General features: G+C 65.9%; 29 protein-coding genes. 15 read left to right on the top strand and 14 right to left on the bottom strand.

Translation table 11 applies throughout. The features are described 5' to 3' along the window. The 4 genes from ACIBCN_RS01265 to ACIBCN_RS01250 all read right to left on the bottom strand — a co-directional run bounded on the left by ACIBCN_RS01265 (nucleotide 1) and on the right by ACIBCN_RS01250 (nucleotide 3,894). Nucleotides 1-726, bottom strand: a complete 726-nt coding sequence (locus ACIBCN_RS01265; RefSeq protein ID WP_396989448.1) for a TetR/AcrR family transcriptional regulator — start codon at nucleotides 724-726, stop codon at nucleotides 1-3. Between the two features lie 8 nt (nucleotides 727-734). After that, nucleotides 735-1,964 carry a cytochrome P450 gene (locus ACIBCN_RS01260; RefSeq protein WP_396990154.1) on the bottom strand — a complete coding sequence of 410 codons (1,230 nt, stop codon included), beginning with the start codon at nucleotides 1,962-1,964 and terminating at the stop codon, nucleotides 735-737. A 141-nt stretch (nucleotides 1,965-2,105) separates the two neighbouring features. Then, nucleotides 2,106-3,518 (bottom strand): DUF1254 domain-containing protein, encoded by a 1,413-nt coding sequence (locus tag ACIBCN_RS01255; protein WP_396989447.1) that lies wholly within the window; start codon nucleotides 3,516-3,518, stop codon nucleotides 2,106-2,108. A gap of 82 nt (nucleotides 3,519-3,600) precedes the next feature. Further along, complete coding sequence (locus ACIBCN_RS01250) at nucleotides 3,601-3,894, bottom strand: hypothetical protein (RefSeq protein WP_396989446.1); 294 nt, start codon at nucleotides 3,892-3,894, stop codon at nucleotides 3,601-3,603. A gap of 399 nt (nucleotides 3,895-4,293) precedes the next feature. On the opposite strand from ACIBCN_RS01250, the gene ACIBCN_RS01245 reads away from it, so the two are divergent. Beyond that, entirely contained in the window at nucleotides 4,294-4,572 is a 279-nt protein-coding gene (locus tag ACIBCN_RS01245; RefSeq protein ID WP_040733125.1) for a hypothetical protein, read from the top strand. Nucleotides 4,573-4,683: 111 nt separating this feature from the next. Here the strand turns inward: ACIBCN_RS01245 and ACIBCN_RS01240 are convergent, their stop codons facing one another. Together ACIBCN_RS01240 and ACIBCN_RS01235 are read right to left on the bottom strand one after the other, a co-directional pair. Further along, entirely contained in the window at nucleotides 4,684-5,988 is a 1,305-nt protein-coding gene (locus ACIBCN_RS01240) for a carotenoid oxygenase family protein (RefSeq protein ID WP_396989445.1), read from the bottom strand. A gap of 26 nt (nucleotides 5,989-6,014) precedes the next feature. Further along, nucleotides 6,015-6,569, bottom strand: a complete 555-nt coding sequence (locus tag ACIBCN_RS01235) for a hypothetical protein (protein WP_396989444.1) — start codon at nucleotides 6,567-6,569, stop codon at nucleotides 6,015-6,017. A gap of 105 nt (nucleotides 6,570-6,674) precedes the next feature. On the opposite strand from ACIBCN_RS01235, the gene ACIBCN_RS01230 reads away from it, so the two are divergent. After that, a complete protein-coding gene (locus ACIBCN_RS01230; RefSeq protein ID WP_396989443.1) occupies nucleotides 6,675-7,193 on the top strand; it encodes a PadR family transcriptional regulator in 519 nt (172 codons plus the stop codon). 20 nt (nucleotides 7,194-7,213) lie between these two features. Here the strand turns inward: ACIBCN_RS01230 and ACIBCN_RS01225 are convergent, their stop codons facing one another. Together ACIBCN_RS01225 and ACIBCN_RS01220 are read right to left on the bottom strand one after the other, a co-directional pair. Beyond that, nucleotides 7,214-8,494, bottom strand: a complete 1,281-nt coding sequence (locus tag ACIBCN_RS01225) for a VWA domain-containing protein (RefSeq protein WP_396989442.1) — start codon at nucleotides 8,492-8,494, stop codon at nucleotides 7,214-7,216. Nucleotides 8,495-8,544: 50 nt separating this feature from the next. After that, nucleotides 8,545-9,087 (bottom strand): ATPase, encoded by a 543-nt coding sequence (locus ACIBCN_RS01220; protein WP_396989441.1) that lies wholly within the window; start codon nucleotides 9,085-9,087, stop codon nucleotides 8,545-8,547. Nucleotides 9,088-9,167: 80 nt separating this feature from the next. On the opposite strand from ACIBCN_RS01220, the gene ACIBCN_RS01215 reads away from it, so the two are divergent. Together ACIBCN_RS01215 and ACIBCN_RS01210 are read left to right on the top strand one after the other, a co-directional pair. Continuing rightward, entirely contained in the window at nucleotides 9,168-10,544 is a 1,377-nt protein-coding gene (locus ACIBCN_RS01215; protein ID WP_396989439.1) for an MFS transporter, read from the top strand. Beyond that, entirely contained in the window at nucleotides 10,534-10,953 is a 420-nt protein-coding gene (locus ACIBCN_RS01210) for a MarR family winged helix-turn-helix transcriptional regulator (RefSeq protein ID WP_396989438.1), read from the top strand. Before ACIBCN_RS01215 ends, ACIBCN_RS01210 begins: the two co-directional genes overlap by 11 nt. A gap of 3 nt (nucleotides 10,954-10,956) precedes the next feature. Here ACIBCN_RS01210 and ACIBCN_RS01205 read toward each other — a convergent pair whose 3' ends face one another. Continuing rightward, nucleotides 10,957-11,640: a hypothetical protein gene (locus tag ACIBCN_RS01205; RefSeq protein WP_396989437.1), complete on the bottom strand. Its 684-nt coding sequence runs from the start codon at nucleotides 11,638-11,640 to the stop codon at nucleotides 10,957-10,959. Between the two features lie 158 nt (nucleotides 11,641-11,798). Then, nucleotides 11,799-11,972: a CsbD family protein gene (locus ACIBCN_RS01200; RefSeq protein WP_396989436.1), complete on the bottom strand. Its 174-nt coding sequence runs from the start codon at nucleotides 11,970-11,972 to the stop codon at nucleotides 11,799-11,801. A 223-nt stretch (nucleotides 11,973-12,195) separates the two neighbouring features. Between ACIBCN_RS01200 and ACIBCN_RS01195 the strand changes: the two genes are divergently transcribed. From ACIBCN_RS01195 to ACIBCN_RS01165, 7 genes are all read left to right on the top strand, one after another. Further along, entirely contained in the window at nucleotides 12,196-12,528 is a 333-nt protein-coding gene (locus ACIBCN_RS01195; protein ID WP_396989435.1) for a hypothetical protein, read from the top strand. A gap of 99 nt (nucleotides 12,529-12,627) precedes the next feature. Continuing rightward, complete coding sequence (locus tag ACIBCN_RS01190; RefSeq protein WP_396989434.1) at nucleotides 12,628-13,215, top strand: chemotaxis protein CheB; 588 nt, start codon at nucleotides 12,628-12,630, stop codon at nucleotides 13,213-13,215. Further along, nucleotides 13,212-15,122, top strand: coding sequence for a CheR family methyltransferase (locus ACIBCN_RS01185; RefSeq protein ID WP_396989433.1), 1,911 nt, complete (start codon nucleotides 13,212-13,214; stop codon nucleotides 15,120-15,122). The genes ACIBCN_RS01190 and ACIBCN_RS01185 overlap by 4 nt, the downstream gene beginning before the upstream one ends. Before the next feature lie 124 nt (nucleotides 15,123-15,246). Further along, nucleotides 15,247-16,044, top strand: coding sequence for a GAF and ANTAR domain-containing protein (locus ACIBCN_RS01180; protein WP_396989432.1), 798 nt, complete (start codon nucleotides 15,247-15,249; stop codon nucleotides 16,042-16,044). A gap of 15 nt (nucleotides 16,045-16,059) precedes the next feature. Next, nucleotides 16,060-16,815: a GAF and ANTAR domain-containing protein gene (locus tag ACIBCN_RS01175; RefSeq protein ID WP_396989431.1), complete on the top strand. Its 756-nt coding sequence runs from the start codon at nucleotides 16,060-16,062 to the stop codon at nucleotides 16,813-16,815. A gap of 149 nt (nucleotides 16,816-16,964) precedes the next feature. Next, nucleotides 16,965-17,708, top strand: a complete 744-nt coding sequence (locus tag ACIBCN_RS01170; protein WP_396989430.1) for a phosphoribosyltransferase — start codon at nucleotides 16,965-16,967, stop codon at nucleotides 17,706-17,708. Between the two features lie 180 nt (nucleotides 17,709-17,888). Continuing rightward, nucleotides 17,889-18,791 carry an STAS domain-containing protein gene (locus tag ACIBCN_RS01165; RefSeq protein ID WP_396989429.1) on the top strand — a complete coding sequence of 301 codons (903 nt, stop codon included), beginning with the start codon at nucleotides 17,889-17,891 and terminating at the stop codon, nucleotides 18,789-18,791. A gap of 4 nt (nucleotides 18,792-18,795) precedes the next feature. On the opposite strand, the gene ACIBCN_RS01160 is transcribed toward ACIBCN_RS01165, so the two are convergent. Next, on the bottom strand, nucleotides 18,796-19,470 hold the full coding sequence (locus ACIBCN_RS01160) for a PAS and ANTAR domain-containing protein (protein WP_396990153.1): 675 nt from the start codon (nucleotides 19,468-19,470) through the stop codon (nucleotides 18,796-18,798). Between the two features lie 203 nt (nucleotides 19,471-19,673). Between ACIBCN_RS01160 and ACIBCN_RS01155 the strand changes: the two genes are divergently transcribed. Both ACIBCN_RS01155 and ACIBCN_RS01150 read left to right on the top strand, forming a co-directional pair. Beyond that, the gene (locus ACIBCN_RS01155; RefSeq protein WP_396989428.1) at nucleotides 19,674-20,156 is read left to right on the top strand and encodes an anti-sigma factor; all 483 of its coding nucleotides are present in this window, start codon (nucleotides 19,674-19,676) and stop codon (nucleotides 20,154-20,156) included. Then, on the top strand, nucleotides 20,146-20,982 hold the full coding sequence (locus tag ACIBCN_RS01150; RefSeq protein WP_396989427.1) for an RNA polymerase sigma factor SigF: 837 nt from the start codon (nucleotides 20,146-20,148) through the stop codon (nucleotides 20,980-20,982). Before ACIBCN_RS01155 ends, ACIBCN_RS01150 begins: the two co-directional genes overlap by 11 nt. A gap of 4 nt (nucleotides 20,983-20,986) precedes the next feature. Here the strand turns inward: ACIBCN_RS01150 and ACIBCN_RS01145 are convergent, their stop codons facing one another. Then, nucleotides 20,987-21,493, bottom strand: a complete 507-nt coding sequence (locus ACIBCN_RS01145; protein ID WP_396990152.1) for a flavin reductase family protein — start codon at nucleotides 21,491-21,493, stop codon at nucleotides 20,987-20,989. 115 nt (nucleotides 21,494-21,608) lie between these two features. Further along, the gene (locus ACIBCN_RS01140; protein WP_396989426.1) at nucleotides 21,609-21,971 is read right to left on the bottom strand and encodes a MerR family transcriptional regulator; all 363 of its coding nucleotides are present in this window, start codon (nucleotides 21,969-21,971) and stop codon (nucleotides 21,609-21,611) included. A 52-nt stretch (nucleotides 21,972-22,023) separates the two neighbouring features. On the opposite strand from ACIBCN_RS01140, the gene ACIBCN_RS01135 reads away from it, so the two are divergent. Then, on the top strand, nucleotides 22,024-22,656 hold the full coding sequence (locus ACIBCN_RS01135) for an NAD(P)H-dependent oxidoreductase (protein WP_396989425.1): 633 nt from the start codon (nucleotides 22,024-22,026) through the stop codon (nucleotides 22,654-22,656). Here the strand turns inward: ACIBCN_RS01135 and ACIBCN_RS01130 are convergent. Further along, nucleotides 22,653-23,012: a YdeI family protein gene (locus tag ACIBCN_RS01130; RefSeq protein ID WP_396989424.1), complete on the bottom strand. Its 360-nt coding sequence runs from the start codon at nucleotides 23,010-23,012 to the stop codon at nucleotides 22,653-22,655. The genes ACIBCN_RS01135 and ACIBCN_RS01130 overlap by 4 nt on opposite strands. A gap of 129 nt (nucleotides 23,013-23,141) precedes the next feature. Between ACIBCN_RS01130 and ACIBCN_RS01125 the strand changes: the two genes are divergently transcribed. Next, nucleotides 23,142-25,300, top strand: a 2,159-nt coding sequence (locus tag ACIBCN_RS01125; protein WP_396989423.1) for an ATP-binding protein, incomplete at its 3' end; no start/stop codon positions are given.

The following is a 25,300-nucleotide window of genomic DNA, read 5'->3' as shown; positions in this document are numbered from 1 at the left end:
CTATCCGGTCAGCAGACCCACCGCTTGGCCGAGGTCGAGCAGCATCGCGTCGAACAGGATCTCCGGGTTGGACAGCGGGATCGGATAGTTGCCGAAGACCTCGAGCGTGACGTGCCCGTACAGGCGCGCCCACAGCTGGATCATCAGGTACATCACGCCCAGGTCGAGCTTCTCCGCCGGGAACTTCTGCCCGGTCTCCGACAGCGCCGCGAGCAACTCGGTCTGGAAGTGCACGAGATCCTCGCGCAGTTCCGGCGGTATCACGTCGGTCGGCGGCGTGACGATGTCGTAGTTGGCCAGCAGCCGGCCCGCCGCCGCGAGGAAGATCCGGCCGAACGGCTCGTCGAATCGGCGCAGCGCGCGGGCCTCGCCGCCGCCGGGCGAGGCGAACACCAGGGTGAATTCCCTGGTGTGCGCCAGCGCCCAGCGGCGAAATCCCTTGCAGATGGCGAAGAACTGCACCACGCCGTCGTCGGGCAGGGTGGCGATCTCGGCGGACAACTCGTCGCCGAGATCGGCACAGAACTCCAGGCGCAGCCGTTCCAGCAGGTCGTCCAGGGACCCGTAATAGCGGTACAGCGCGGGTGCGGTGATGCCGAGCTCGCGCGCGATCGCACGCAGGCTCACCGCGGCTTGTCCATGGTCGACAAGCAGCGTCCTGGCCACCCGCCGGATCTCAGCGTCGGTCACGATCGGCGAGCGGCCCCGGGGTTTAGGGTTGCTCATCCTGTGATTCAAGCGTATTCAACGTCCCACCGCTTGATGCCGTTCAACCAGCCGGAACGCAATCGCACCGGTTCCGCGACCTGACGCAGGTTCGGCATCGCATCGGCGATGGCGTTGAACATCAGATCGATCTGCAGCCGGGCCAGATTCGCGCCGACGCAGTAGTGCGTGCCGGTACCGCCGAAGCCGACATGCGGGTTGGGGTTGCGCAGTACATCGAAGCTGAACGGGTCCTGGAATGCTTCCTCGTCATAATTGGCCGAGCCGTAGAACAGCCCGATCCGCTGACCCTTCTTGATCTGCTGGCCGCCGAGCTCGAGATCCTGCGTCGCGGTGCGCTGGAAGGCGTTCACCGGGGTGGCCCAGCGGACGATCTCGTCGGGCGCGGTGCGCGGCCGCTGCTCCTTGTACAGCTCCCACTGCTCCGGGTTGTCCACGAACGCCTTCATGCCGTGCGTGATCGAGTTGCGGGTGGTCTCGTTGCCTGCCACCGAGAGCAGGATGACGAAGAAGGCGAATTCGTCGGAGGCCAGGCCGTCGCCGTCGATATCGGCGTTGACCAGCTGCGTCACGATGTCGTCTGCCGGGCACTTGCGGCGGTCCTCGGCCATGTTCCACGCGTAGCCCATCACCTCGGCCGTGGCCGCCTGGTGATCGCCCTCGAATTCGGGATCGTCGTAGGAGATCATCTGGTTGGACCAGTCGAAGATCTTCCTGCGATCCTCCTGCGGGATGCCGATGAGCTCGGCGATCGCCTGCAGCGGCAGCTCGCAGGCGACCTGCTCGACGAAGTCACCGCGGCCGGACTTCTTGGCGTCGTGCACGATCTTGGCGGCCCGCTCGGTGAGCGCGGCGCGCAGGCTTTCGATCGCGCGCGGGGTGAAGCCCTTCGAGATGATGCGGCGGACCTTGGTGTGCTTGGGCGGATCGAGATTGATCAGCAGCATGTCGCTGAGCATGCCGATCTGCTCCGGGGTGACGTCCTCGTTGAACCGGATGATCGAGCCGTTTTCGTGCGAGGAGTACAGCTCGGGGTGCTTCGAGATCTCTTTGATGTGGTCGAGCTTGGACACCACCCAGTAGCCGCCGTCATCGAAGCCACTGGCCCGGCCGGACTGCGCGCACCACCACACGGGGGCGGTGCGGCGCAGCTCGGCGAACTCCTGCACGGGCAGTCGGCTGGCGAGCATGTCGGGGTCGGTGAAATCGAATCCTGCGGGAATCGCGGGGGTGGTCACGGTCACGGCTATCTCCTAGCGGTCTGGACTGCAGACCTCACAACGTTGTGTGGAACACGTTCCAGAAGAGATGCAACCACAGAACCGGGGCTTGTGAACAGTGTTTAGTAAAACCCGTTTACTTAATTGTTCGCCCGACGATCAGGACACCGGAGTCAGGGGCGGTGGTTGCCAACGGCCTTGGATCGCGTCCTCTTTCGGCGCGTACAGCCGCAAGGTGAGGGAGAACTGCCCGGACCCGGGGATGGGCAGCCAGTTGCCCGGCGGAACTTCCGGACCGGGGTCGGCCTGCTGAACCGCGAGGTCGATCGAGCCATCGGGGTTGGGCACCACCGGAACCTGGTGGCCGATCGCGTAGATCCCGGCCGGGTTGGACAACAGGTAGTTGTCGGCGCCGTAGGCGGTCAGCGACCAGAAGGCGTCGACCGGCGGCGTCTGGCCCGCCGGGAAGTGCAGGCGGAACCGGCCGGTGCTGCCGTTGGCACCCGCCGTGGCGAACAGCGTCGGATAGATCGCGTCCTGAGGCAGGTTGGCGCCCAGCCCTTTCCAGGCGATGGCGGCCCGCTGCAAATAATTCGTGCCATAGGTGCCGATGGCGGGGTCGAACGTCCAGCCGTTCTCGTTCATCGACTTCGGATCGAGGTAAACCGGGATCTGCTGGCGGGCCGTATCGACCGCCGAGGACAGCTCGGCGTCGGAGAGACCGACGACACTGCCGCCCGGCGTAATGCCGATCGTGGCAAGACGTTTCATGGCGGGCGCGTCATCGGGTGCGGGTGGGTTGATCGCCAATACCGCGCACAGCCGATCGAAGAAGGTCCGCGCGTCCAGCTCGGCGACCTGCTTGGCGGGCGGGGTCGAATCCGCTTGTGGCGCAGGCGGAACGGTCGGTGCCGGTCGCCGCTCGGTCCAGTTGCTGAGTGGCTCCAGCCGCAACTGCTGCTGGAGCGCGTGCACCGCGGCAAGGTCGTCGGTGCCGTTGACCTGGATCCGGCCGAGCAGCCACACCGTCGGCGTCGGCACGGGCAACGGCATGACATCGTCGGGCAGCGTGCCGGACCAGTTGGGTCCGACGATGGCATAGGTATACGGCGGACCCGACTTCGCGTGCGGCCGAACGCTACTCGGGTTGTGCGCGGTATTCGTCCACGCGTCCAGCACCTGCATCAACCAGTACCGGTCTGCCATCGCCGGCACTTGCAACACCATCGGCTCGGCGCGCAGGTCGAGCCAGGCGGACGAATACAGCGTGTCCAGGTTGACCCGCACCACATCCCGGCGCGCGGGCGTCGCCAGCGCCGCGGCGTGCTGGAACCGATTGGCCGGGGTCCTCGCCGCGGCGGCGGCCCTGGTGACGTCCATCAGGACCAGCGGGAAGCCGAAGATATAGGCGTCCTTGGCGATCGCCTCGGCCTCGCTGGGCGCCGTGGTGACGGGGCCGGACGACGCGTCGTCGGATCCGCCACACGCCGTCAAGCCGAGCGCGGACGCCGCCGCGGTTGCCGCCACGCCGAACATGGTCCGGCGCGACACTCCGCCTTCGGTCTCGCCCATAGGTCTTTCCCCTGCTTCCGATCCGATCGGACATTGCGAGAGATCCGCGCAGGAGTATAGCTAAATGTTTGCCGTCAGAGCCTCATGTGCCCAGCACGGCGTTCATGATGGTGCCGGCACTTGTCGCGACAACACCGCCGATCATGGCGCCCGCGATCATCTTCGGCGATTGCAGCGCGCCACCCTGCCACTTCTCCCAGGCGAACTTACCGCCCGCGAAGATGATGGCGAGGATCCCGGAGAGCAGCGCGAACCAGGTGAGGTAGCGAACCATCTGTAACAGCTTGTCCGACAGGGGCGGCGCTTCCGGGGTCGGGTTGCTGACCTGTGCCAGCGTCGTGAAGCTGTCCCCGATCGACGTCAAAATGATGCTCACCGTCTACTCCCTACGCTCCACTACAACTTTGCCGCCGCTGAGCTGCCACGCGAAAGCTGTTAAACCACCGATGAATTCGATCTTGGATGAGGATACGGGCACGCCGCTACTCCCGTGGGACTGCGGCCTCTGCGAGCTCACGCTCCGCGGTATCACCTGCGGAATCGCCCCCAAGCGGTAGTAAACGACAACCCGCCGACGACACCGGCGGTGCGCGGCGACCGGGTCCTCGAGCACCCCGCCCCACCCATCATCCCGACCTATAGCAACCCCGGCAAGGCCTCGGCGACGCCGAACTTCACTGCGCCGCACCGACCCGACTGCATTGCAGCGAACAAACCGATACCATCGCAGTCAGCGAATCTTGCCCTGTCCCGAATCCAGAATGAGCTGACCACGATGATCCTGCTCGCCGTGCACGACACACTGCTTGCTCAGATCGGCAACCCCAGCCCCGAGGCTCCGCCGGTCTCCGACAAATTCCTTCAACTGGTCCGCTACTTCACCTGGTTCGTCCTGCTGGCGGGCATCACCGCCATCATCTACGCGGGCGGCAAGTTCGCCTGGGAGAAATGGACCGGCGGCGGACTCGACTCCCCGAAGATGGTGGCGGGCGCCATGATCGGTGGTGTCGTCGCGACGAGCGCGGGCACCATCATGAACGCCGTCATCGGCTGACCGCCCCCGCCACGAGAACCCCACTCCCCCAACATCTCCAGCCCGGCTTCGGTATGCGCCGGACACGGGCGGGCCGCGGCGGTACCCAGCCCGCCGCGGCCTCCTCCCGAACTACCGATCCGCGAGCCAACTTCCGTGGAACCCGAACGGGACACGCTGCGGCAGGTGGATGGCGGCCACCGGCTCGGCGGCCACATCGTCGGCATTCAGAATGGTCAGATCGCTACGGTCGGTCTCGGCGTTATAGACATAGGTCATGAGATAGCCGTGGCCGCCGGGATTCTGGTCGGCGGGCGCGAACGCGGCCTCGCCGGGAACCCGACCGGGACCGAACTCGTGCGAGGTCTGCGCGCCGGTGCGCAGGTCATAGCGCATGAGGGCACCGGAATCGCCGGCCACCGAGGCATGCCCGAAATGCGCAGCCAGACCGACCAGGCGATCGTCGACCCGGGGGAACTCCGCGTTGCGATCATCGAGCTGCTCCTCGGCGACGGTGCCCGCGCTGAGATCGATCGTCCAGCGCCACAGGGTCGACTTGTCGAAACCGTCTGAACTGGTGCGCCACAACTCCGCGTAGCGCATCACATACAGCACGATCTTGCCCGGCTCGTCGTGCGCGTTCAGTGAATGGAAGACGTAGCAGGGGTCGATCGGGAACCAACTGACCTCGCCGAACGGGTCGTCGCGCCGCAGCACCCCGAGCCGTGCCTGGTAACTGTCACTCCAGCGGAACGGCATCCCGGCACCGCTCGCCGCGGTCGCCAGGTCGAAAACGACCGGCAGATCCATGAATACGACATGTTCGGCGGTGAGATTGAAGTCGTGCTGCATGGTCGCGGCCGGCACCTCGATAGGACGGCTGAACAGCAGATTGCCGTCGGCGTCGGCGCGGTGGTAGGTCAGGAACGGCTCGCCGACCACCTCGTAGCCGAAGAAGTGCAGCTCGCCGGTGACCGGGCAGGTCTTGGGGTGCGCGGTCATCGCGGTGTGCAGCTTGCCGTCGAAATCGTAGGGGCCGACGGTATCCAGCTCGCAGCTCAGTTCATAGGGATAGGACGTCTCGACCAAAGCCAGCGTCCGGCCCGCGTGCCGGATGACGTGGGTGTTGGCGACACCGGCGGTCAGGTTCCGCTCGCCGGTTTCGCTGTAACTGCGGGCACCGTCGGTGAAGGTCGAGGTGCGCACCCAGCGATTGCGATAGGAGACGGCGCGGCCGTTCTCGATCCGCACCCCGTGCACCATGCCGTCGCCGGCGAACCAGTGCCGGGCGGCGGCCTCGTGCGGGTTCGGTCCGTTGCGCAGGTACCAGCCGGTGAGCTCGGCCGGAATCTGCCCGGTGACAGGGAGGTCGTAGGCGGTCAGTTCTTCGGTGACGGGTGCGTAGTTGCCGGTGAGGTGCGGGACGGAAGTAGTCATGGGAGACAACCGTTCTGGTCGAAAGGTCAGGCTTGGGCGGCGGTACGCGCCTTGGCCTGGACGTAGGCGACATAGCGGATGGTGAAGACCACCGGGATCACGAAGGCCAAGACCTGCGCGATGGTCCGCGGGGTCGAGTCGGCATGCGCGAGCGCCGCAAGCACGATGCAGCCGATGGTGAAGCTCGCCGCCCAGACCGAGGTGAGCACGTAGGCGGTGCGAATGAACACCGGGTTGTCCCAAAGTTCTTTCGGGGCGGTTTGTTTCGCGATGCCGAGGGTGAAGGGCTTGCGCAGCGCCAGCGAGACGAGGGCGATCAGCGCGAGTACGCCCGAAGAGATCGCCGGGCTGTAGGGATGCAGGGCGGTGTTCGGATCGGCGAAGGCGAGCACCGTCAGCGCCGCGAAGAAGATCATCGAACCGATGTCGATGATCAGGGCGTCGAAAGTGCTGCCCGCACGCAGCTTGCGGGTCACCTCGAACACCGACAGGAGCAGGGCGATGAGCGCCGCCCACTGCCAATGCGCGGCGGGAATCACCGCGTAGACGATCCAGGGGGCGAAAGTGCGCAAGTACGACATGTCCGAAGCTCCTCGACTCGCGTTGCCGCGACGTTCCAGTTGTGACATGTCAAAACTAGAGCGTCCTACTTAGACCTGTCAATAGTGGAATGTAGAGTGGGAGGCATGAGTCTCCGATACGCGATGCTCGGACTGCTGGCCGACCGTCCCGCCAGCGGGTACGACCTGCTGCAACGGTTCAAAGTCTCGCTGGCCAATGTCTGGTCCGCGACCCAGAGCCAGATCTATACCGAGCTCGGCAAGCTCGCCGACGCCGAACTGATCGCAGTATCGGACGAAGGCCCGCGCGGCCGCAAGGAATACACGATCACCGAAGCCGGGCTGGCCGAGCTGCGGCACTGGCTGACCGACACCAGGCCGAAGCGGGTGATCCGCAACGAGACGCTGCTGCGCGTCTTCTTCCTCGGCGCGGTCTCCCATGCCGAGGCCGCCGACTATCTGGACGGCATCGCGGCCAGGTCCGGCAAGGCCCAAGTGGAGTTGCTCGCGCTCAAAGAATCGGTCGACTGGGACGACAACGACTTCTCCAGGTACGGCCGCATCGCGATGGAGTGGGGCGAGCGCTTCCACGCGATGAACGAGGAGTGGGCCAGGTGGGCGATGGAGCAGATCCCCGAGGACTGAACGCAATTCGGCGAGTTCGCTCAGCGCAGGATGCCCGCCGTCTTGGCCGCGCGCAGCCAATCCGGGAACTCGCCGAGCAAGCGCGCGTACAGCTCACCGTCGTCGACCTTGTCGATGTCGTCGAGCGCGAAAAAGCCCGCGTTGTCGACGATTCGGTCGGTCATCTCATCGAGCGAGCGCAGCAGACCGTAGTTGGCGCGGCCGAGTCCGATGAACTGCCAGAAGGCGGGCAGCCGCGCCGCCTCGCGCATGAGCGCGGCGATCTCCCGCTTCTTCGCGAAACCGCCGTCGGTGAAGAACAGGATCAGCGTCGGCCCGTCGCCGGGGCGTAGCGAGGCGATGATGTCGCGCATGATCGGCAATTCGTCGTTGCGGCCGCCGATTCGGTCGTAGTCGATGCCCGCGTGCGTGCCGCCGAGGTGCAGATAGGTGTGCGCCCATTCGTCGCCGTGCGCGACCGTGATGTCGGGCAGCTTGGCGAACGAAAGAGCGTAGAGGTAGGCCTCCAATGCGCCGTTGTCGTCCAGCTGAGTCGCCACCGGAATCATCCGCTGCACCACGCGATGCACCACCCCGGTGCGGTACTGCTTGATCATGCTGCCGGTCTTGTCGATCACCAGCACGATGCGTGCTCGAATTCCCCAGGCGTCCTTGCTGATCAGCACCTTGGCGACCTCGCGCTTGCGCATGTCCAGCTTGCCGCGCTTCTCGAACGAGAGCGCGGCCTCGCCGGGCACGGTCCGCACCGGAAGATCCGGCTGCGCGAGGTGCGGCGGCGCGGGCTGCGGTTCCGCCGATCCGGGCGCATCATCAACGCGCACACCGTGATCGGTGACGAGCGCCGCGAATCCACCCGCGTACCCCTGCCCCACCGCCCGGACCTTCCACTGCGCACCACGCCGATACAACTCCAGCGCGATCACCACCGACTCGCTGCCGAGACCCTCGATCCGATACTCGTACAACACATTTCCGGAGGGGTCGGCCACCGTCGCCACCGGCGCGGCGAACTGCCCGAACGTAGCGTCCGGGTCGTCCAATGTGATGACCGCCCGCAACTGAGCGATCTCCGCAGGCACCTCGGCGAACGAAACCTCCAGCGCCGCAGCAACACCGACACGCAAAACCACGCCGGGCGCAGCAGGCTGATTGAAGAACACGAAGTCGGCATCCGAGCGCACCGCGCCGGTCTCGGTCACCAGCAACGCGGACACATCCACGGCCGCCTCGGTCCGCACCGACAGCACGACCCGCGACTCGTCCAACGACCCGTTCTGCCCATTGACAAGTGCAGCGCCCACCGAGACTCCCTAGAACGGACCGAAGAACCGTAGCCAGAGTAGGGCAGCGACTACTCGACCGCCGGGGGATCCGACCGCCAGCCGGTCAGCGCGATGACCTCCGCCGCGATCTCCTCGGGTGGCCGATCGCTCGTGTCCACGACATGCGCCCAATCCGGCACGGCATCGTGCAGCCGACGCGCCATCGCGATGCTGCGCTCGAGATGCCGTTCCAGCTCGATGCCGTTCTCGCGCTGCGCAAGTCGCGCACGGGCGGTGCGATCGTCGCAAGTCAGCAGCACCGCGGTGACCGTGGGCGTATCCCCCATCGCGGCCGTGAGCGCACCGATGACCTGTGGGAACACGCTCGCCGTGTTCGTGTAGACCAGCCGCCGGTAGCCGAGCGCACGGTAGTTCTGCCACATCGCCGCCAGATTCTGTTCGGCGAGCCCGTGTTCCCAGGTCGGCGGATAGGCCAGGTCGAGGTTGTCGCCCTCGATCAGCGCATGTCGCACTTCGGCGTCGGACAGTCTCGCATGCACCGCGAGCCCGACTCGGCTCTTGCCGACACCCGATCGTCCGCCGAGGAACAGCGCTTCCGATTCCGAGATCACCTGCCAAGCATGTCAACCGCCCGGTGCGACCGCGATCACAGCCCTTGCGCTCGTAACAGTTGTGAAGTCACAATAGTTGTGTGATTACAACTGTCCAGGAGATGACCGCGCGGCGTAAGACGCTCGTGCTGGCTACCTGTTGTCTGAGCCTGCTGATCGTTTCCATGGACTCGACGATCGTGAATGTGGCGATACCGAGCATTCAGACCGATCTGCACGCGCCGCTGCCCCGGCTGCAGTGGATCGTCGACGTTTACACGCTCACCCTCGCCAGCTTGCTGATGCTGGCCGGCGCCACCGCGGACCGGTTCGGGCGGCGCAGGGTGTTCCGCGTCGGGCTGGTCACCTTCGCGGTCGGATCGCTGCTGTGCAGCCTCGCGCCGTCCATCGAGGTCTTGATCGGCGCCAGGTTCCTGCAGGCAGTCGGTGGTTCGATGCTCAATCCGGTGGCGATGTCGATCATCACCACCACCTTCACGGGACGGGTGGAGCGGGCTCGCGCGATCGGGGTGTGGGGTGCGGTGGTCGGCATCTCGATGGCGCTCGGGCCGACCGTCGGCGGCGTGCTGATCGACGCGTTCGGCTGGGCGTCGGTGTTCTGGATCAACCTGCCGATCTGCGCGCTCGCGCTGGTGATGACGGTGCTGTTCGTGCCGGAATCGAAGTCGGCGACGGTGCGCGGCATCGACCCTATCGGCCAGGTGCTCGCGGTGGTGTTCCTGTTCAGCACGGTGTTCGGGCTGATCGAGCGCAGGCCGTTGATCTTCGTGGTCTCGGCGCTCGCGCTCGCCGCGTTCGTCTACTACGAGTCACGCCGCGTCGACCCGTTCATCGATCTGCGCTTCTTCCGCAGCGTGCCGTTCGCCTCGGCGACGGTGATCGCCATCTTCTCGTTCACCGCGCTCGGCGCGTTCCTGTTCAGCTGCTCGCTGTATCTGCAGCAGGTCAGGCACTATTCGGCGGTGCACACCGGCCTGCTGTACCTGGCGATGGCCATCGCGATGGTGATCGTCTCGCCGCTGTCCGGCCGGCTGGTCGGCCGGGTCGGGACCAAACCGTCGCTGATCGTGGCGGGCGTGATGATGACCGTCGCCGCCGTCATGCTCACCACCCTCGACCCGAATACCCCGGTGTGGCAGCTGGTGATCATGTTCGCGATCTTCGGTATCGGCTTCGGCTCGGTGAACGCGCCGATCACCACCACGGCGGTGAGTGGGATGCCGCTGGATCGGGCGGGCGCCGCGTCGGCGGTGGCCTCGACCAGCCGTCAGGTGGGCGTGAGCATCGGTGTCGCGCTGTGCGGCGCGCTGGCCGGCGCGGGACTGTGGTGGGTGATCGCGGTGCTCACCGCCGGGGTCGCCATACTCGGCATAGTCGCGAATACCCCGTGGGCCAAGCGGTCGAGTGACCGCGTCGCCCCACTGCTGGAACAGAAGGTGCCCGTCCATGCCGGATGACAACCCCACACCCGACGAGGTGTGGGCCCTGCTCACCCGAGTCGTGATGTACTCCCGCGACCCGTGGCGCCGCGCCGCAGTCGAGCGAACAGGGTTGCCGTTCAGTCGCATTCGCGTGCTCCGCCGCCTGCGCGCCGCCCCGATGACCGTGAAGGAGCTGGCGCACGCCGCGGCGATCGACGCGCCGGCCGCCACGGTCGCGGTCAACGATCTCGAAGAGCTGGGTTACGTCGACCGGGAAGTGGATCCCACCAACCGGCGCAAGAAGCTGGTATCCATCACCATGGCCGGTCGCGCCGTGCTCGCCAAGGCACTGGCGACCCCCGATCCCGCGCCCGACTCGGTCACCGCCCTGCCCGCCGACGACCTGCGGGTACTACGCGACATCCTGAGCAGGATCGAGCATTGACTCTCAGGCGCTGACGAATTCGCGATCGCCGTACTGCACGCTGCCCGAATCCCAGGAACCGCCGAGGCCCGCGACGAACCGTTGCGCCAACGCCGTATCGGCGACATCGACCACGAGGATCAGGGTGTCGGCCTCGGTGACCGACCCGCCGACGAGCCGTTCGCGTGCCATCGGGTCGGCGACCAGCGCGTCCCGGAACCGTCGCACGTCGACACCGCTGATCGTCACCGTAAACGCGTCTACCCCAGGGGAATTCGAGGCGAGCCGCTGGAAGGTCAGCACCGATTCCTGCTGGAACTGCCCGCGCACCTGGTCGGCGATCTGCCGCAGTTCGGCACCGTCGACACAGGCCAGATGAAACTCACGGGACCGTTCGTAGGTGGCCTGCTGCCGCTCATCCGACCAGAAAACGCCGCTGACCAACGTCGACCCAACGGGTAATCCGATGTGCCGCAACGCGATCCCGTCGACGGCGAGCTCGAACCCGTCCAGCCGGGTGTGCAGCCGCTGATCCTCCGGATCGGTAATGGTCGCGGTGTTGTCGGTCGCGAACAGTTCGGCGGTGGCCTGCAACGGATTTCCCGCCGCACACGCCACCGGGCCCGCTACGGCAGGTCCCACTCCCCCTAATAGCCCCGCACTGACGAACACCGACGCAACAACAGCCACCATCCGTGCCGCGATCATCCCGATCCTCCCGAGCCGCTGATCTACGCGATAGACCTGTGCACCCTATCGCCGGACTCGGCGTCGTCACCACGTTTTTGCGACGTCGCTCGGACGCGGACGAGCGGGCGGCGCCCGATGGGGCACGCACCCGCTCGACGGCAGCGACCGTTCATCGGTCAGTTGCGGAAAGCGTCCTTGACCTTCTCGCCTGCGTCCTTGAGGTTGGACTTGACCTGATCGCCCTTACCCTCGTTCTTCAGATCCTGGTCGTCGGTGGCATTACCGAACTTCTCCTTCGCCTGGCCGGCGAGTTCTTCAGCCTTGTTCTTGGCCTTGTCAGCTGTGCTCACTGTCTAACCCCTTTCCGATTGGGCTCGACCGACCTGCCTTTATCGGGCCAGTCAAGTGGCGGATAACCGGACGACGGCGATGCAAACACGCGCGGCGGGTCTCCGGCACCGCCGGTATCCCACGCTTAGGCCCTCGAGCTGGGGCTCAGGCGTAGAGTTCGAGGTGAAAATTCCCCGAGTCCAGAAGTGTGGCTCGCCATGCGCCACCGAACCCGGAGGAATCATGACCCTCGTATCGCGCGACGAACTCATCCAGCCCGCACCCTCGCGCCCACCGCCCGAGCAGACCGGTCCGCGGCTGTACGACATCGCCGAATTCACCGAACTGGGTGACCGGCTGGTCCGGAAACTGTTCGATTCCGGGCTGCGGCTGGACACCATCCGCATGGCGTTCGACCGGGACGGGCTGACCACCGTGGAGCTCAACGAGCACCGGACCGCCATCGTCGAGGTCCTCGCCAATCTCGATTCGATGATCCGCACCACCGGCTTGGCGATGTTGAGTCTTACCGCCGCCGCGCCGATGGCCGAGCTGCGCAGCAGAAGGCTCCGATGAGCCGCTGCTCACGCCGCGCCGGACCGCGGCCACCGCTGGGCGGGTATCCGCCCGCGCGTTACCCTGATTCCGTGCACCTCACGGCTGGTCCGCGCGACCATGACCACGGATGACCAGTACGCCGTCGTAGCGATAGCCTCGTCGGCAGGCGGCATCACCGCGCTCTTCAAGGTCCTCGGCGCCCTCCCTGCCACGCTGCCGGTACCCGTACTCGTCGTTCAGCATCTCGATCCACGCCACAAGACCGTGCTGGCCGAATTGCTCTCGCGCCGAACCGAATTGCACGTGAAACTGGCGGAGGCCGGGGAAACCATCAAGGCGGGAACCGTCTACATCGCGCCGCCGAACCACCACCTGTTGGTCGAGCCGCAGGGGAGCCTCACGCTGTCGGGCAGCGAACTCGTACACTTCGTCCGGCCCTCCGCTGACCTGCTGTTCGAATCGGTGGCGGGCGCGTACGGACCGCGTGCGATCGCCTGTGTGCTGACCGGATCCGGTAGCGACGGTGCGACGGGAGTCAGCGCGGTGAAGTCCCGCGGCGGCACGGTGGTCGCGCAAGATCCGGAAGAGGCGGAATTCAAGGGCATGCCGGGCGCCGCCGTGGCGACCGGCGACGTGGATCTCGTTGTGCCACTTGACGAGATCGCCGGCGTCATTCGTGGTCTGGTGGCGGAGAGCGCCGCGTGACCGAATCGAGCGAGGAGATCATGACGGCACCGGGTGAAGAGATCGACACGGTCGATCCGGCGCTGGAAGATCTGCTGTTGTTCATTCGAGATTCGCGCGGGTTCGATTTCACCGGCTACAAGCGCACGTCGCTGACCAGGCGTATCCGCAAGCGGATGCAGGAGGTTCGGGTCTCGGACTACCTCGATTATCGAGATCTGCTGGAAAGCAACGCGGAAGAATTCCGCCACCTGTTCAACACCATCCTGATCAATGTCACCAGCTTCTTCCGTGACCTGGAGGCGTGGCAATACCTCCAGCGCGAAGTGTTGCCGGAACTGATCGCGAATGCCAAGCCGAACAGCGAGATCCGGATCTGGAGCGCCGGCTGCTCCAGCGGGGAGGAAACCTATTCGCTGGCGATCGCGTTCGCGGAGGTGCTCGGCATCGAAGAGTGCGTGCAACGGGTCAAGCTCTACGGTACCGATGTCGACGAGGAAGCCTTACGCGAGGCACGGGCCGGCGTCTACCCGGCGAAGGCGCTCGGGCAGTTGTCCGGTGAGCTCAGGGACCGATATTTCGAACCGATCGGCGATAAATTCGCCTTCCGGTCGGACCTGCGCCGCCGGGTGATCTTCGGCCGCCACGACATCACCCGCGACGCGCCCATCTCACGCCTCGATCTGCTGGTGTGCCGAAACACCTTGATGTACTTCAATGCCGAGGCACAATCGCAGATCCTGGACCGGTTCCGTTTCGCGCTCCGAGAGGGCGGATTCCTGTTCCTCGGCAAGGCTGAATTGCTGCTTTCCGAGGGCGATCGGTTCGCGGTGGCGAGCATGCGTCAGCGCATCTTCCAGCGACGGGCGGGCGAGGTCAGGCCGCCGCCCCCGCCGAGCACGGCGCGACTCGACGTCGAACTCGGCAGGGAGGTGCAGGGCCTGGTCAAGAAACGCCAGCTCAGCGAGCTCGCCCTGGAGACAACACCGTTCGGCGTGATCGGGGTCGACGCCGAGGGCAAAATTTCCATCCTCAACAACCAGATGCGCAGTCAATTCGGCCTGACACAACACGATGTCGGCAAACCGCTGAGCGCGCTGGAAATCTCCTATCGACCGGTCGAATTGCGATCGCTGATCGAGCAGGCCGTGTCCGAGCGCCGCAGCATCCGGGTCAATGCGGCGGAACGCAAGGTCGGCCCCGGCGACGTCCAATATTTCGAGGTGCATATCCAGCCGCTGTGGGCCAGCGATGGCACGGACGTCGGAGTCGTGGTGCATTTCGTCGATATCACTGTCGCGAACCGGCTTTCGCTCGAGGTGAAGGTGAAGCGGGAGGAACTCGAGACTGCCTACGAGGAACTCCAATCGACCAACGAAGAACTCGAAACCACCAACGAAGAACTCCAATCCAGCATCGAGGAATTGGAGACCACCAACGAAGAACTCCAGTCCACCAACGAAGAACTCGAAACCACCAACGAAGAACTCCAGTCGGGCAACGAAGAACTCGAAACGATGAACGAGGAGATGCGGATACGCACCGACGAATTAAACGAGACCCGCACCTTTCTCGAGGGCGTGCTGTCCAGCGTCGCGGCGGGTGTCGTGGTGCTCGACGATCAGTTGCGAGTCCGGAGCTGGAATCGGGGCGCCGAAGAGATGTGGGGGCTGCGCTCCGAGGAGGTCCAGCAGCAGGTGTTCTTCGCGCTCGACTTCGGGCTGCCGACCCAGCAGTTGCACGAAAGCATTCAGCGCTGCCTCAAAACGAGTCGCCGGGACGGCCCGGTGAAGATCCCGGCCGTCAATCGAATCGGGCGTTCGATAGTCTGCGCGGTGACCTGTTCGCCATTGGACGGCAACCGCGAGGGTGTGGTGCTGCTCTTGGAAGAGGTCCCACCGACACACGTTGCCATACATGGCAATTAACGCCGCCGTTAGCTCGAGCGGGTAGGCTGGCCCCGTGCGGTCGTATTCGGACGCTCACCAAGAAATTGCCCGTGAGTGGCAGGAATTTAGCGCCGAGCGTGAACGTGCCGCTCGGGCGGCAGCGGTGGCCGCGAAATACGAGACACAGGCCACCCAGCGACCAGAATCCATGCGGCCGTTCCGGCAGCGCATGGCCGAGTTGCATCGACGCATCGAGGGCCGCCACCTGGCCTGCGCGCGACTGCACCGGCTGCATGCCCTGCGGCTACAGCGGTGGTATATCAGCGATCAGGCCACGCTGCGGCCGGTCTTCATGGCCGCGGTGGCCCAGCACCTCGGCATGGACTGCGCCGCGGTCACCCTGTTCGGCCAAACAGGTGAGGAACTGCTGGTCGCCGCCTCGGACGGCATCGCGCGGGCGGCGCATGACCTCGAACTGCTGATCGGCGAGGGTCCCGCCCGCGACGTAGTCGGTGGCCGGGAATTCGTCGCCGCGGACGGTGCCGACATGACCATGCGCTGGCCGCAGTACGGTCCCGCCCTGACCGAACTCGGCGTGCAGTCCGTGGTCGCGGTCCCGTTGCCCTCCGCTCGCCTACTCGGCGCCCTGTGCGTGTTCACCAGCCGAGCCGGACTGCGCACCGAAATCACGCCGGCCGCCGAAACCGTGGCCGACGCGCTTGCCAATACGCTGCTGCTCGCCTCGCACGGGACCGCCGACGACGGTGCTCCGCAAGGCACCCTGTTCGATGACGCCGATTACCTCGCCGTGGTGCACCAGGCGGTCGGCATGGTTGCCGTGCAATGCGGTTGCGATCTCGACACCGCGCTGGCGCTGCTGCGCGCCCGCGCCTTCGCCGGCGGCAGCGCAGTATCGGAGATCGCCCGCCGCGTACTAGAGGACGGATACCAATTATGTTGACCGTCAAGGTATTTCATGGCTGACGAACTGGCTTTGGGGATGTCGGAGTTGACGGCCCTGTTATTGACCGGCGACGAGGTCGCCGAATCACTCTGTGCCGTCGCCGATGCCGTCGTGCGGATGCTACCGAATCACCCGATGGCGGGGGTCACGCTCATCCGCGGACACGGCACTATCGTCGGCGGTTCCGGTGCCGCGCACGCGATGCTCATCGAGGAAACGCAACGCAGCGAAGGATACGACCCCTGCCTGCAGGCCATCGGTACGGCACAACAGATTTCGGTCCCCGACGTCGCGGCGGAGCATCGCTGGGGCGGCTATTCGAACCGGATGCTCGCCTATGGCGTCAAATCTATCTACGCCCAACCGCTTTCGGTGGATGGCGAGGCGGTCGGCGCGCTGTCGCTCTACTCGACCGAGCCGAAAGGCTTCACCGACCGGATCCGGCGGGCGGCCGACCTCACGGCCGAACACCTCGGCGTGCTGCTCGCCGTCGCGACCGACAACGCGCGGCAGGCCGAGCTGACCGAGCAGCTGCGGGCCACGTTGGCCTCGCGATCCACCATCGATCAGGCACTCGGCATCCTGATGGCCGAACGGCGCTGCGACCGCGACGCGGCCTTCGAGGTGCTGCGTGGCAGGTCCCAGCAACGCAACGTCCGGGTCGCGGTCTTGGCCGTGGAGATCATCCAGACCGTCACCGGCCGGGCTCCCGCCGCGCCGCATTTCGTCGAGCCGATAGCGCCCTCGCGGTCCGAGCGCCATTCGTGATCGCCCACCCCCCAAGGATTTTCGTGCGTCCGGCGGCATCGGCAGGACAAACCGACGGCGAAAGCCTTACTGCCGAGTAGAATTAAGGATGTCCTTCTGAAGTCCCGCAGCGCGGCTCTGGAACTTGCCACTCGATGCTCGGGGGACGTATGGACGATCCCGCTTTATCCAGTGACCCCACTGATCGCCGGGCCTACCTGCGTTCGCTGTTCCTTGATCGGCAAGACGCGGGACGTCGACTCGCCGACCGGCTGCAGGCTTTCCGCGGCCCGGATGTCGTCGTCCTCGGCGTGCCGTGCGGCGGCGTCCCGGTCGCCTTCGAGATCGCCGTCCAGCTGCGACTGCCGCTCGACACGATCGTCGTCAATAAACTGCGCGTCCCCTATCGGCCGGACCTGTCCTTCGGCGCCATCGGCGAGGACGACACCCGGATCATCGATGAGGTCGTCGTCCGCAGTTCGTTGCTGACGTCACAGGAACTCACCGATACCGAATCACACGAACGGGCCAGCCTGCGCCGCCGATCCGAGCGATTCCGGCGGCACGGTGCGCAAGCGAAGCTGGGCGGGCGCACCGCGCTGGTCATCGATGACGGCGTCACCACGGGTATCACCGCGCGGACCGCCTGCCGCGCCGCCTATCGTCGTGGTGCGGTCCGCGTCGTGCTTGCCGTCCCGGTCGCACCGCACCGGATCGTCCGGTCGCTGGCCTACCACGCGGACAAGGTCGTGTGCCTGGAAACACCGGCCAACCCTCGCCCGCTGGACGAGTCCTACCTGCGCTTCGACCCGGTCACCGACACCGAGGTGGATTGGCTGCTCGGCGCGCACGGCCCGACGCCGAGCGTGCCCCGCCGAATTCGGCTGGCGGAGAGCGGGAACGAAAGCGGGTAGACCGGTTACCCCGGCCGCCGCGCCCGGAAACCTGACGTGGCCCCTTTCGATGGCTCCGTTGCCCGCGATAGGTATACGATTCTGCGGGCGGTGGAACGGTCCAGAATGAGGCCCTCCACTCTATTTTCGAGCACGCGAGTCCGATGAGCGTGGGATGGACCGGAGGCGGCATTGTCCGAGATGTCGATTACCACTTTCGCGGTGGACACCACGTCCAACGGTGTCAGCGAGGGTCTGCTTTCCGAGCTGGTCGAGCACTTGAGGCAGAACCGCACCATCCTGCGTGAAGAGTGGGCGCGGCGCATTACCGAGGCGCAGTTACTGACCGCGATGACGCCCGACGAGATGTTCTCGGAGGCGACGTCGGTCTACGACAACTACGTGGCCGTGCTGGAGACCGGTTCGGTGGAGGCGCTGCAGGACTACGCCCGCGACCTGTCCGAGCGCATCATTCCGCGAGGCGTCGAAACCGACGAAGTGCTCGGCATCGTGCTGCTGCTGCGCGACGTGCTGGCCCGCTCGCTGTTCGAGAAATACCAGGCGGATTTCCAGCTGCTCAACGCCGTGCTCGACGCCTACGAGCCTGCCGCCAACCGGATCGCCAACACGGTGGGCGTCTCCTTCGTGGAGGAACGCGAACGCATCATCCGGCAGCAGCAGGAGGCGATTCGCGAGCTGTCCACCCCGGTGCTGCAGGTCCGTGAGCAGCTGCTCATCCTGCCGATCATCGGCGTGCTCGACGGGCAGCGGGCCCGTCAGCTCACCGAACAGCTGCTGCGCGCGATCCGGGCCAACCGCGCCAAGGTGGTCGTCATCGATATCACCGGCGTGCCGACCATCGATTCCACCGTGGCCAACCACCTGGTGCAAACGGTCGACGCGTCCGGCCTGATGGGTGCGAACGTGATCATCACCGGGCTGTCCTCGGAGATCGCGCTGACGCTGGTCACCATCGGACTCGACCTGTCCAAGATGAACGCGGTCGGCGACCTCCAAGGCGGTATCGAGGAAGCCGAACGACTGCTCGGTTACGAAGTAAGCCGCCCCGGCACCGGGGAGACCACCCGGCGACCGGAAGCGTGACGCGCTAGTCGGTGTGCTCGTGCACGGTGAGCAGCAGATGATCGAACGCCGTCTGCACATGCGGCGGCGTTGGCGGCAGTGAATCGAGTTCGGCGATCAACCGGATGGCCAGCGTGCGCAGCTTGACGTTGGTTTCCTGGGACCGCCACTGCAGCACCCGGAAGGCCTGCTCGGCGTTGAGCCGATAAACCCGCATCAGCACGCCCTTGGCCTGCTCGATCACCGCCCGCGCCTCGAAAAGCTCCGGCAGCGTGCCCGCGAGCATCTCCTGGCGCTGTTCGTCGATGGTTTCGGTCAGGTCGACGTAGTAGCCGGTGGTGCCGACGACCTTGCCGCCCTCGGTCATGGTGTCGCCGAAGACGATCACGTGGCGTACCTGACCGGTGGTGTCGATGATGCGGTGGCGGCTGCAGAACGGCTCGGCATTGCGCAACGACTTGGCGATGGTCTCCGCGACCTGTGCGCGGTCGTCCGGATGCTTGTGCGAGAGCAGCAATTCCGTCGTCGGCGTCACCGTCCCCGGCGCGTACCCGTGCATCACGGCAACCTCGTCCGACCACTCCCACCGCTGATCGGCGAACCAGAAACCGAAGCTTCCGGTCGCCTGCGGTGTGCCGCCACCGACCACCTGGACGACCGCGTTGGCAGCCGATTCGGCGGCCTTCGCGCCTGTTTCCATCACCCGGTAAGTATGCGCCCTACCTGCGGTTTTTGTGCCGCGTCGGCGGTCGGTCGCTCGTGTCGGAACCATAATGAAACACCACAAATTCAGAGTCTTTGTGCCCTGTCCGCCGGGACTTTGTGCCCTATCCGCCGGGGTAAGACGAGTCACATCGCCGCGACCACATGTCGGCTGTCGGGTTGGGCACACACTCGGCGGGTATGGCCGGAGTGAATCGTTGGGAGGCGGCGCACATGATGAAGGTGGATTCCGGTACCTCGACACCACGCCAGACGGCGGTGGTCGCGCACCGGGTGGCGGTAGAACTGGCTGCTCAGCCGCATGAACTGGGGATGTTGCGTGCGCTGACCGACACCATGTGCATGATGGCCGACGTCACGCTCGACGCGATCCCGGATATTCGGCTGGTGCTCAGCGAGGCGGCGACCGCGTTGATGCTCGACGCGGTGCCCGGCTCGACCCTGCGGTGTGCGTTCACCTACACCCGGCGCCGGATCAGCGCGCGGATCAGCGCGACAACAACGCGGGATGTCGAAGTCAGTCGCGATCCGCTGAGCTGGCAGTTGGTGCAGGTGCTCAGCGATTCGGCGGAAATGATCCAGGATTCTTTTGATCTCGACGCGGGTGGGTACCCGACGGCCATCGAATTCAGTTGGGAGCGAGGGATATCCGATGCAACGTGAGTTCACCACCGACCGGGCAGACGCACCGCGGCGCACGAGTTCACGCGGTGACAGTTACGACAACATCGAGCCTTGGTTCGAGAAAATGGCGGCACTCCCGGCGGACGACCCGCATCGAAACGACTTGCGCGAGGAGGTAACTCGGCTGTGCCTGCCGCTGGCCGAGCACATCGCGCGCAAATTCTCCGGCCGCGGTGAGGCTTTCGACGATCTGCATCAAATCGCCAGGGTAGGTTTACTTCTCGCGATCGACCGCTTCGACGTGTCGCGCGGCAGTTCGTTCCTGTCGTTCGCCGTGCCGACCATCATGGGCGAGGTGCGCAGGCACTTCCGGGATCGAACCTGGGCGGTGCGAGTTCCGCGCAGGCTCAAAGAGATTCAGCAGCTGATCGGGCCCGCCACCGAGACACTGTCGAGCAGGCTCGGCCGGGTGCCCACCGCCAGGGAGATCGCGGCCGAGCTGGAGGTGGAGGTCACCGAAGTCACCCAGGCGCTGATCGCCAGGAACGGTTATCAGACCAGCTCCATCGATGGCATTGCGCGCGACGACGGTGAGAGTTCGCCGCTGCCCGTCGCCGCCGGGCTCGGCGCGGAGGAACCGTGCTACGAGCTGCTGGAGCAGTCGATGACGGTGCGTCCGCTGATCGCGGCGCTGCCCGAGCGGGAGCGGCGGGTGCTGATCATGCGGTTCTTCGAATCGCTGACCCAGGCGCAGATCGCCGAGCAGCTGGGGGTTTCCCAGATGCAGGTGTCGCGGATCCTGACCAAAACGCTGAATACCCTGCGTGAACAGGCGTTGGACGAGCAGCCCGCCCACTTGGCCTGAGCGGTTATGCCACGTGGCCCGGCTTCAGGTCGGCGACGGAGTTGTAGCGCAGGGGTTCGATGCTCGATACCGGAGCGGAGGACTGCTCCGGTGCGATGAGCATGCCGACGTGATCGCCCAGGTCGTGCCGTTCGAGGATGCGTCCGGTGAACCAGCCCGCGGCGGCGGCCAAGATGGGCAGCTCGGCCGGGCCCGGCGCCCACTTGCAGTGCGCGAACTTGTTGATGTCGTCGCCGGTCTCCGCGCCGAAAAGCGCTGCCAGCGAGGATTGTTCCCGACCGAGCAGATGCACGGCGAGGTGCTCGGCGGCCATCGCGACGCCGAAGGTGAAGTTGTTCTTGGAGATGCCGACCAGGAAACGCGGCGGTTCGATGCTCACCTGCGAGGTGAAGCCGACCAGGCACCCGGCCTGGCGGCCATCGGCGCGGGCGGTCACGACGAACACCGGATAGTCGGCGGCCGCGATCACCGCGTCGAAACCGGATCTCTCTGCTGGGGCGTTGTCCGACATGATCCTCGCGCTCGGCTCGGCCGCGGCCATCCCCGCGCCCTTCGACACGGCTCGGGACCACGACAAGTGGGCAGTCTGTCACCACAGTACGAGACGTTGCCGGTGCGCAGCGGGGTCAGCGACCGGTCATGATGTCCTGGCGGAGTTTGCTGATGTTGGCTTTTTCGTCGAGTAGCCGCTCGATGCCCGCGTCCAGTTGGCGGGTGCGCTCGTCGAGTTGCGCGAGCACGTCGTCGCGGTCCTGGTCAGTGGCGCTTTGCGGGGCGGTGCACGCGATGTGGATCAGGGCGGCGGCTTCGGACAGGGACAGACCAGAGGCGAGCAGGCAGCGAATGTCGTGCACGGTCTTGACGTCTTCTTCGCGGTAGTGCCGGTAGCCGTTGGGGTCGCGCCCCGGGGTGAGCACGCCGGCGTTCTCGTAGTGGCGCAGCATCCGCGGGCTCGCGCCCGTACGCTGGCTCAAATCCTTGATCTGCACCCGCGAGCTCCTCCTTGACATTGACGTTAGTGTCATACTTTACCTTGGCCGTATGACGAACGAACGGAATCGGCCGAACGTACTGCTCGTGGTGTCCCATCCGGATCACGAGTCCGCCACCTGGGCCATCGCCCGCGCGGTCGAGCAGGGCATCCACAGCGACGGAAGTACCACTGCCACAACGCATGACCTGACGGCCTCGGGCTTCGATCCGGTGTTCAACGCGGCGGATCTCGCGGTGCACCGACTGCTCGGCGAGGTGCCCGCCGACGTGCGACGAGAGCAGGAGCTGATCGAATCGGCCGACGTCGTCGCCGTGCTGTTCCCGGTCTACTGGTGGTCGATGCCCGCGCTGGCCAAGGGCTGGATCGACCGGGTATTCAGCCGAGGCTGGGCCTACGAGAACAGTTCCCCCGAGGGACCGAGCGCGGTGAAGGAGCTGCACTTCATCGCGCTGGCGGGCGTCAACCAGGACAGTTTCGATCGCCGCGGCTACAAAGACTCGATCACCCTGCAACTCCACGCTGGCATAGCCGGTTACTCCGAGATCGCCGAATCCTCGATCGAAATCCTCTACGGCACCGAAACCACCGACCCGCAGGCCCACCAGGAACTCGCCGCCCAGGGCTACAAACTCGGCGCCGACCTAGCCCAGCGCGCCCAATCCGCCTTCGACAACGGCTAATTCACCCATCGCCCGTCCGCCACGGCCGCCCGGATCGCCGCCAGTCCGGGCGCCCGCATCCGCCCCGCCGCGATCAGCGCCTCGGCCTTCCCGGCATTGATCCGTGACCACGGGCTCTTCGGCCGCCGCGGCGAATACCGCTGCAGGTAGTACTGCTCGTCGAGGCCCTTGCGATGGCTGTCGATCCACCCGTAGCAGAGCGCCACCTCGAGAGCCGCGCCGATCGTGAGCCCGGCCGCCCCCTTCTTGGCGATCACCAACCAGATCCCCGCCGACTCGTCGTGCCGGTCGGCCAGCCACGACTCCCAACCCGCCGCGTCCGGAAAACGAACAGAACCTGCGTCGATGCGCTCCATAACCTCATCATCCGCACTGAAGTGCGCACCGAATGAGCACTTTGATTCCGCGTCATGACACGGCGGAAGTAGTGGCGTAGCGGCGGGTTCGCACCCGCGACCTTTTGACCAGGCCATTATCGTGTGTTGGTGCGTGGCGAGACAGACGAGACCGGTCGGGACGGAAGTGGTGGCGAAGGCATTTCGCCGCGGGCGCTCTTCGTGTCCAGGCTGGAGGAGCTCTGGGAGGCTGCCGGGAATCCGACGTTGCAGCGGGTCGCGGCCGCTACCGAGGCGCGGCTGAAGGCGGCTCGCACACCGGCACAGAACCATCGGTCGTTGATGCAGCGCATCAGTGATTGGCGCAGTGGGCGCAACGTGCCCTCGCGATTCGAATCGCTGGATCCAGTGCTGGTGACGTTGATCGCGTTGGTGCGGCAGGCATCTGGTTCCGTTCCGTCGGACTTGTCGAACCGGTCGGCCTGGCGGCGGGTGTGGAAAGCGGCGATCGCCCAGCCCGTACGCCCGACGGTGCTGACCTCGCTGCGCCGCGATATCCCCACCTTCGTCGGGCGTGATCTCGAGGTGCAACGGATCTTGGCCGCGGCGGGGCCGGGGCGAGTGGTGTCCATCCACACCATCGACGGCATGCCCGGCGTCGGGAAGACCGCGTTGGTCACGCGGGCGGCACATCTGCTGTCCGACGGGTTTCCCGACGGCAGGTTCTTCATCGAATTGAATTCGCACACTCGAGGTCAGGTGCCTGGAGATCCTGCCGAGGTGCTGGCCACTCTGCTCACCGGGCTCGGTATCGCACCGAAGCACATTCCGGATTCCCTCGACGCACGCCGTGACCTGTGGCGCGACCGCGTCAGCGCCAAGCGCGTGCTGCTGGTACTCGACGACGCTCGCGACCATGACCAGATCGAACCGCTGCTACCCACCGGGCCCCGCTGCCTCACCCTGATCACCAGCCGCCGCCGGCTCATCGCCCTGGACGACGCTCTCCCGCTGGCGCTGGACACTCTCCAGCCCGATAGCGCCATCGACCTGTTCTGCCAACTGGCGCAACGCAACCCGCAGGGCGACGATGTCGCGGCGGTCGCCGAGATCGTCCGGTTATGCGGGTACTTACCACTGGCGATCGTGCTGCTCGCCGGCCGACTCGCCCACCACCCAGCCTGGACTCTCCCCGGCCTGGCGGAGGAATTCCGCACCGCTCGAGATCGACTCGACGAACTCGACGCCGGGCAGCGCGCGGTACGCGCCGCGTTCACCGCCTCCTACGACAGTCTGCTGCCTCAACGGCAGCAACTGTTCCGGAGACTGGGGCTGCACCCGGGCCCCGATTTCGATGCCTACGCGGTCGCCGCGTCGAACGGCATCTCGCGCGCCGAGGCCCGATCCGAACTCGACTCCCTCTACACCTACCACCTCATCGAGGAGACCACGCCTGGCCGTTATCGCCTGCACGACCTGGTGCGCGAATACGCGCGCGCCCTCGCCGCCACGGACGACGACGGTACCGAGGCAGTGCGGCGATTGCTGGACTACTACCGGGACACTGCCGCAGCGGCGGACCGATGGCTGACACGCAGGCCACGCCCCGAGGGCGCCTCGGTCGTGTCAGGTGCCGTGGTCCAGGAATTCGGCGACGAGATGAATGCGCTGAGGTGGCTGCGGCGGGAGCGAGCCAACCTCCTCGCCTGCCTCGAGTACACCGCCGACCGCGATCCGGCGCGGATGGTCGGGCTGACCGAGGTGCTTGCGGAATTGCTGGAGCGCGAAGGGCCTTGGCCATCGGCCCGGCGGCTGCACCAGCGCGCCGCCGAGGCGACAGACCAGTTGGGCGACCGCCTCAGCCGAGCCAACGCCCGCACCAACCTCGGCATCCTGCAATGGCAGATCGGGAAGTATGACCAAGCCACCGACCTACTCCAGCAAGCCCGCTCCCTGTACCGGGAAGCCGGCAACCGCTTCGGCGAAGCCAACACCCTGCGCAACCTCGGCAACGTGCAGTGGCAGACCGGGAACTACGACCAAGCCGCGGACCTACTCCAGCAAGCCCGCGACTTGTACCGGGAGACCAGCTCTCCCTTCGGCGAAGCCAACACCCTCGCCAACCTAGGCGGCGTGCGCCGAGACAACGGCGACTACGAACAAGCCGCAGACCTACTCCAACAAGCCCTCACCCTGTTCCAGCAGGCCGGCTCCCCCTTCGGCGAAGCCAACACCCTCGCCAACCTAGGCGGCGTGCGCCGAGACAACGGCGACTACGAACAAGCCGCAGACCTACTCCAACAAGCCCT

Source organism: Nocardia sp. NPDC051052 (assembly GCF_044456045.1).
Taxonomy (GTDB): Bacteria; Actinomycetota; Actinomycetes; order Mycobacteriales; family Mycobacteriaceae; genus Nocardia.
This window is presented reverse-complemented; position numbering and strand designations above follow the sequence as displayed.

What these genes read in the sequence shown, in the direction of transcription:
- ACIBCN_RS01245 (WP_040733125.1), top strand. Translation starts at nt 4,294, where the DNA reads ATGATCCTGCTCGCCGTGCACGACACACTGCTTGCTCAGATCGGCAAC.
- ACIBCN_RS01235 (WP_396989444.1), bottom strand. Translation starts at nt 6,569, where the DNA reads ATGTCGTACTTGCGCACTTTCGCCCCCTGGATCGTCTACGCGGTGATT.
- ACIBCN_RS01130 (WP_396989424.1), bottom strand. Translation starts at nt 23,012, where the DNA reads ATGGAGCGCATCGACGCAGGTTCTGTTCGTTTTCCGGACGCGGCGGGT.
- ACIBCN_RS01230 (WP_396989443.1), top strand. Translation starts at nt 6,675, where the DNA reads ATGAGTCTCCGATACGCGATGCTCGGACTGCTGGCCGACCGTCCCGCC.
- ACIBCN_RS01170 (WP_396989430.1), top strand. Translation starts at nt 16,965, where the DNA reads ATGGACGATCCCGCTTTATCCAGTGACCCCACTGATCGCCGGGCCTAC.
- ACIBCN_RS01145 (WP_396990152.1), bottom strand. Translation starts at nt 21,493, where the DNA reads ATGTCGGACAACGCCCCAGCAGAGAGATCCGGTTTCGACGCGGTGATC.
- ACIBCN_RS01135 (WP_396989425.1), top strand. Translation starts at nt 22,024, where the DNA reads ATGACGAACGAACGGAATCGGCCGAACGTACTGCTCGTGGTGTCCCAT.
- ACIBCN_RS01175 (WP_396989431.1), top strand. Translation starts at nt 16,060, where the DNA reads ATGGCTGACGAACTGGCTTTGGGGATGTCGGAGTTGACGGCCCTGTTA.
- ACIBCN_RS01165 (WP_396989429.1), top strand. Translation starts at nt 17,889, where the DNA reads ATGTCGATTACCACTTTCGCGGTGGACACCACGTCCAACGGTGTCAGC.
- ACIBCN_RS01205 (WP_396989437.1), bottom strand. Translation starts at nt 11,640, where the DNA reads ATGATCGCGGCACGGATGGTGGCTGTTGTTGCGTCGGTGTTCGTCAGT.
- ACIBCN_RS01210 (WP_396989438.1), top strand. Translation starts at nt 10,534, where the DNA reads ATGCCGGATGACAACCCCACACCCGACGAGGTGTGGGCCCTGCTCACC.
- ACIBCN_RS01255 (WP_396989447.1), bottom strand. Translation starts at nt 3,518, where the DNA reads ATGGGCGAGACCGAAGGCGGAGTGTCGCGCCGGACCATGTTCGGCGTG.
- ACIBCN_RS01190 (WP_396989434.1), top strand. Translation starts at nt 12,628, where the DNA reads ATGACCACGGATGACCAGTACGCCGTCGTAGCGATAGCCTCGTCGGCA.
- ACIBCN_RS01150 (WP_396989427.1), top strand. Translation starts at nt 20,146, where the DNA reads ATGCAACGTGAGTTCACCACCGACCGGGCAGACGCACCGCGGCGCACG.
- ACIBCN_RS01195 (WP_396989435.1), top strand. Translation starts at nt 12,196, where the DNA reads ATGACCCTCGTATCGCGCGACGAACTCATCCAGCCCGCACCCTCGCGC.
- ACIBCN_RS01155 (WP_396989428.1), top strand. Translation starts at nt 19,674, where the DNA reads ATGGCCGGAGTGAATCGTTGGGAGGCGGCGCACATGATGAAGGTGGAT.
- ACIBCN_RS01160 (WP_396990153.1), bottom strand. Translation starts at nt 19,470, where the DNA reads ATGGAAACAGGCGCGAAGGCCGCCGAATCGGCTGCCAACGCGGTCGTC.
- ACIBCN_RS01240 (WP_396989445.1), bottom strand. Translation starts at nt 5,988, where the DNA reads ATGACTACTTCCGTCCCGCACCTCACCGGCAACTACGCACCCGTCACC.
- ACIBCN_RS01265 (WP_396989448.1), bottom strand. Translation starts at nt 726, where the DNA reads ATGAGCAACCCTAAACCCCGGGGCCGCTCGCCGATCGTGACCGACGCT.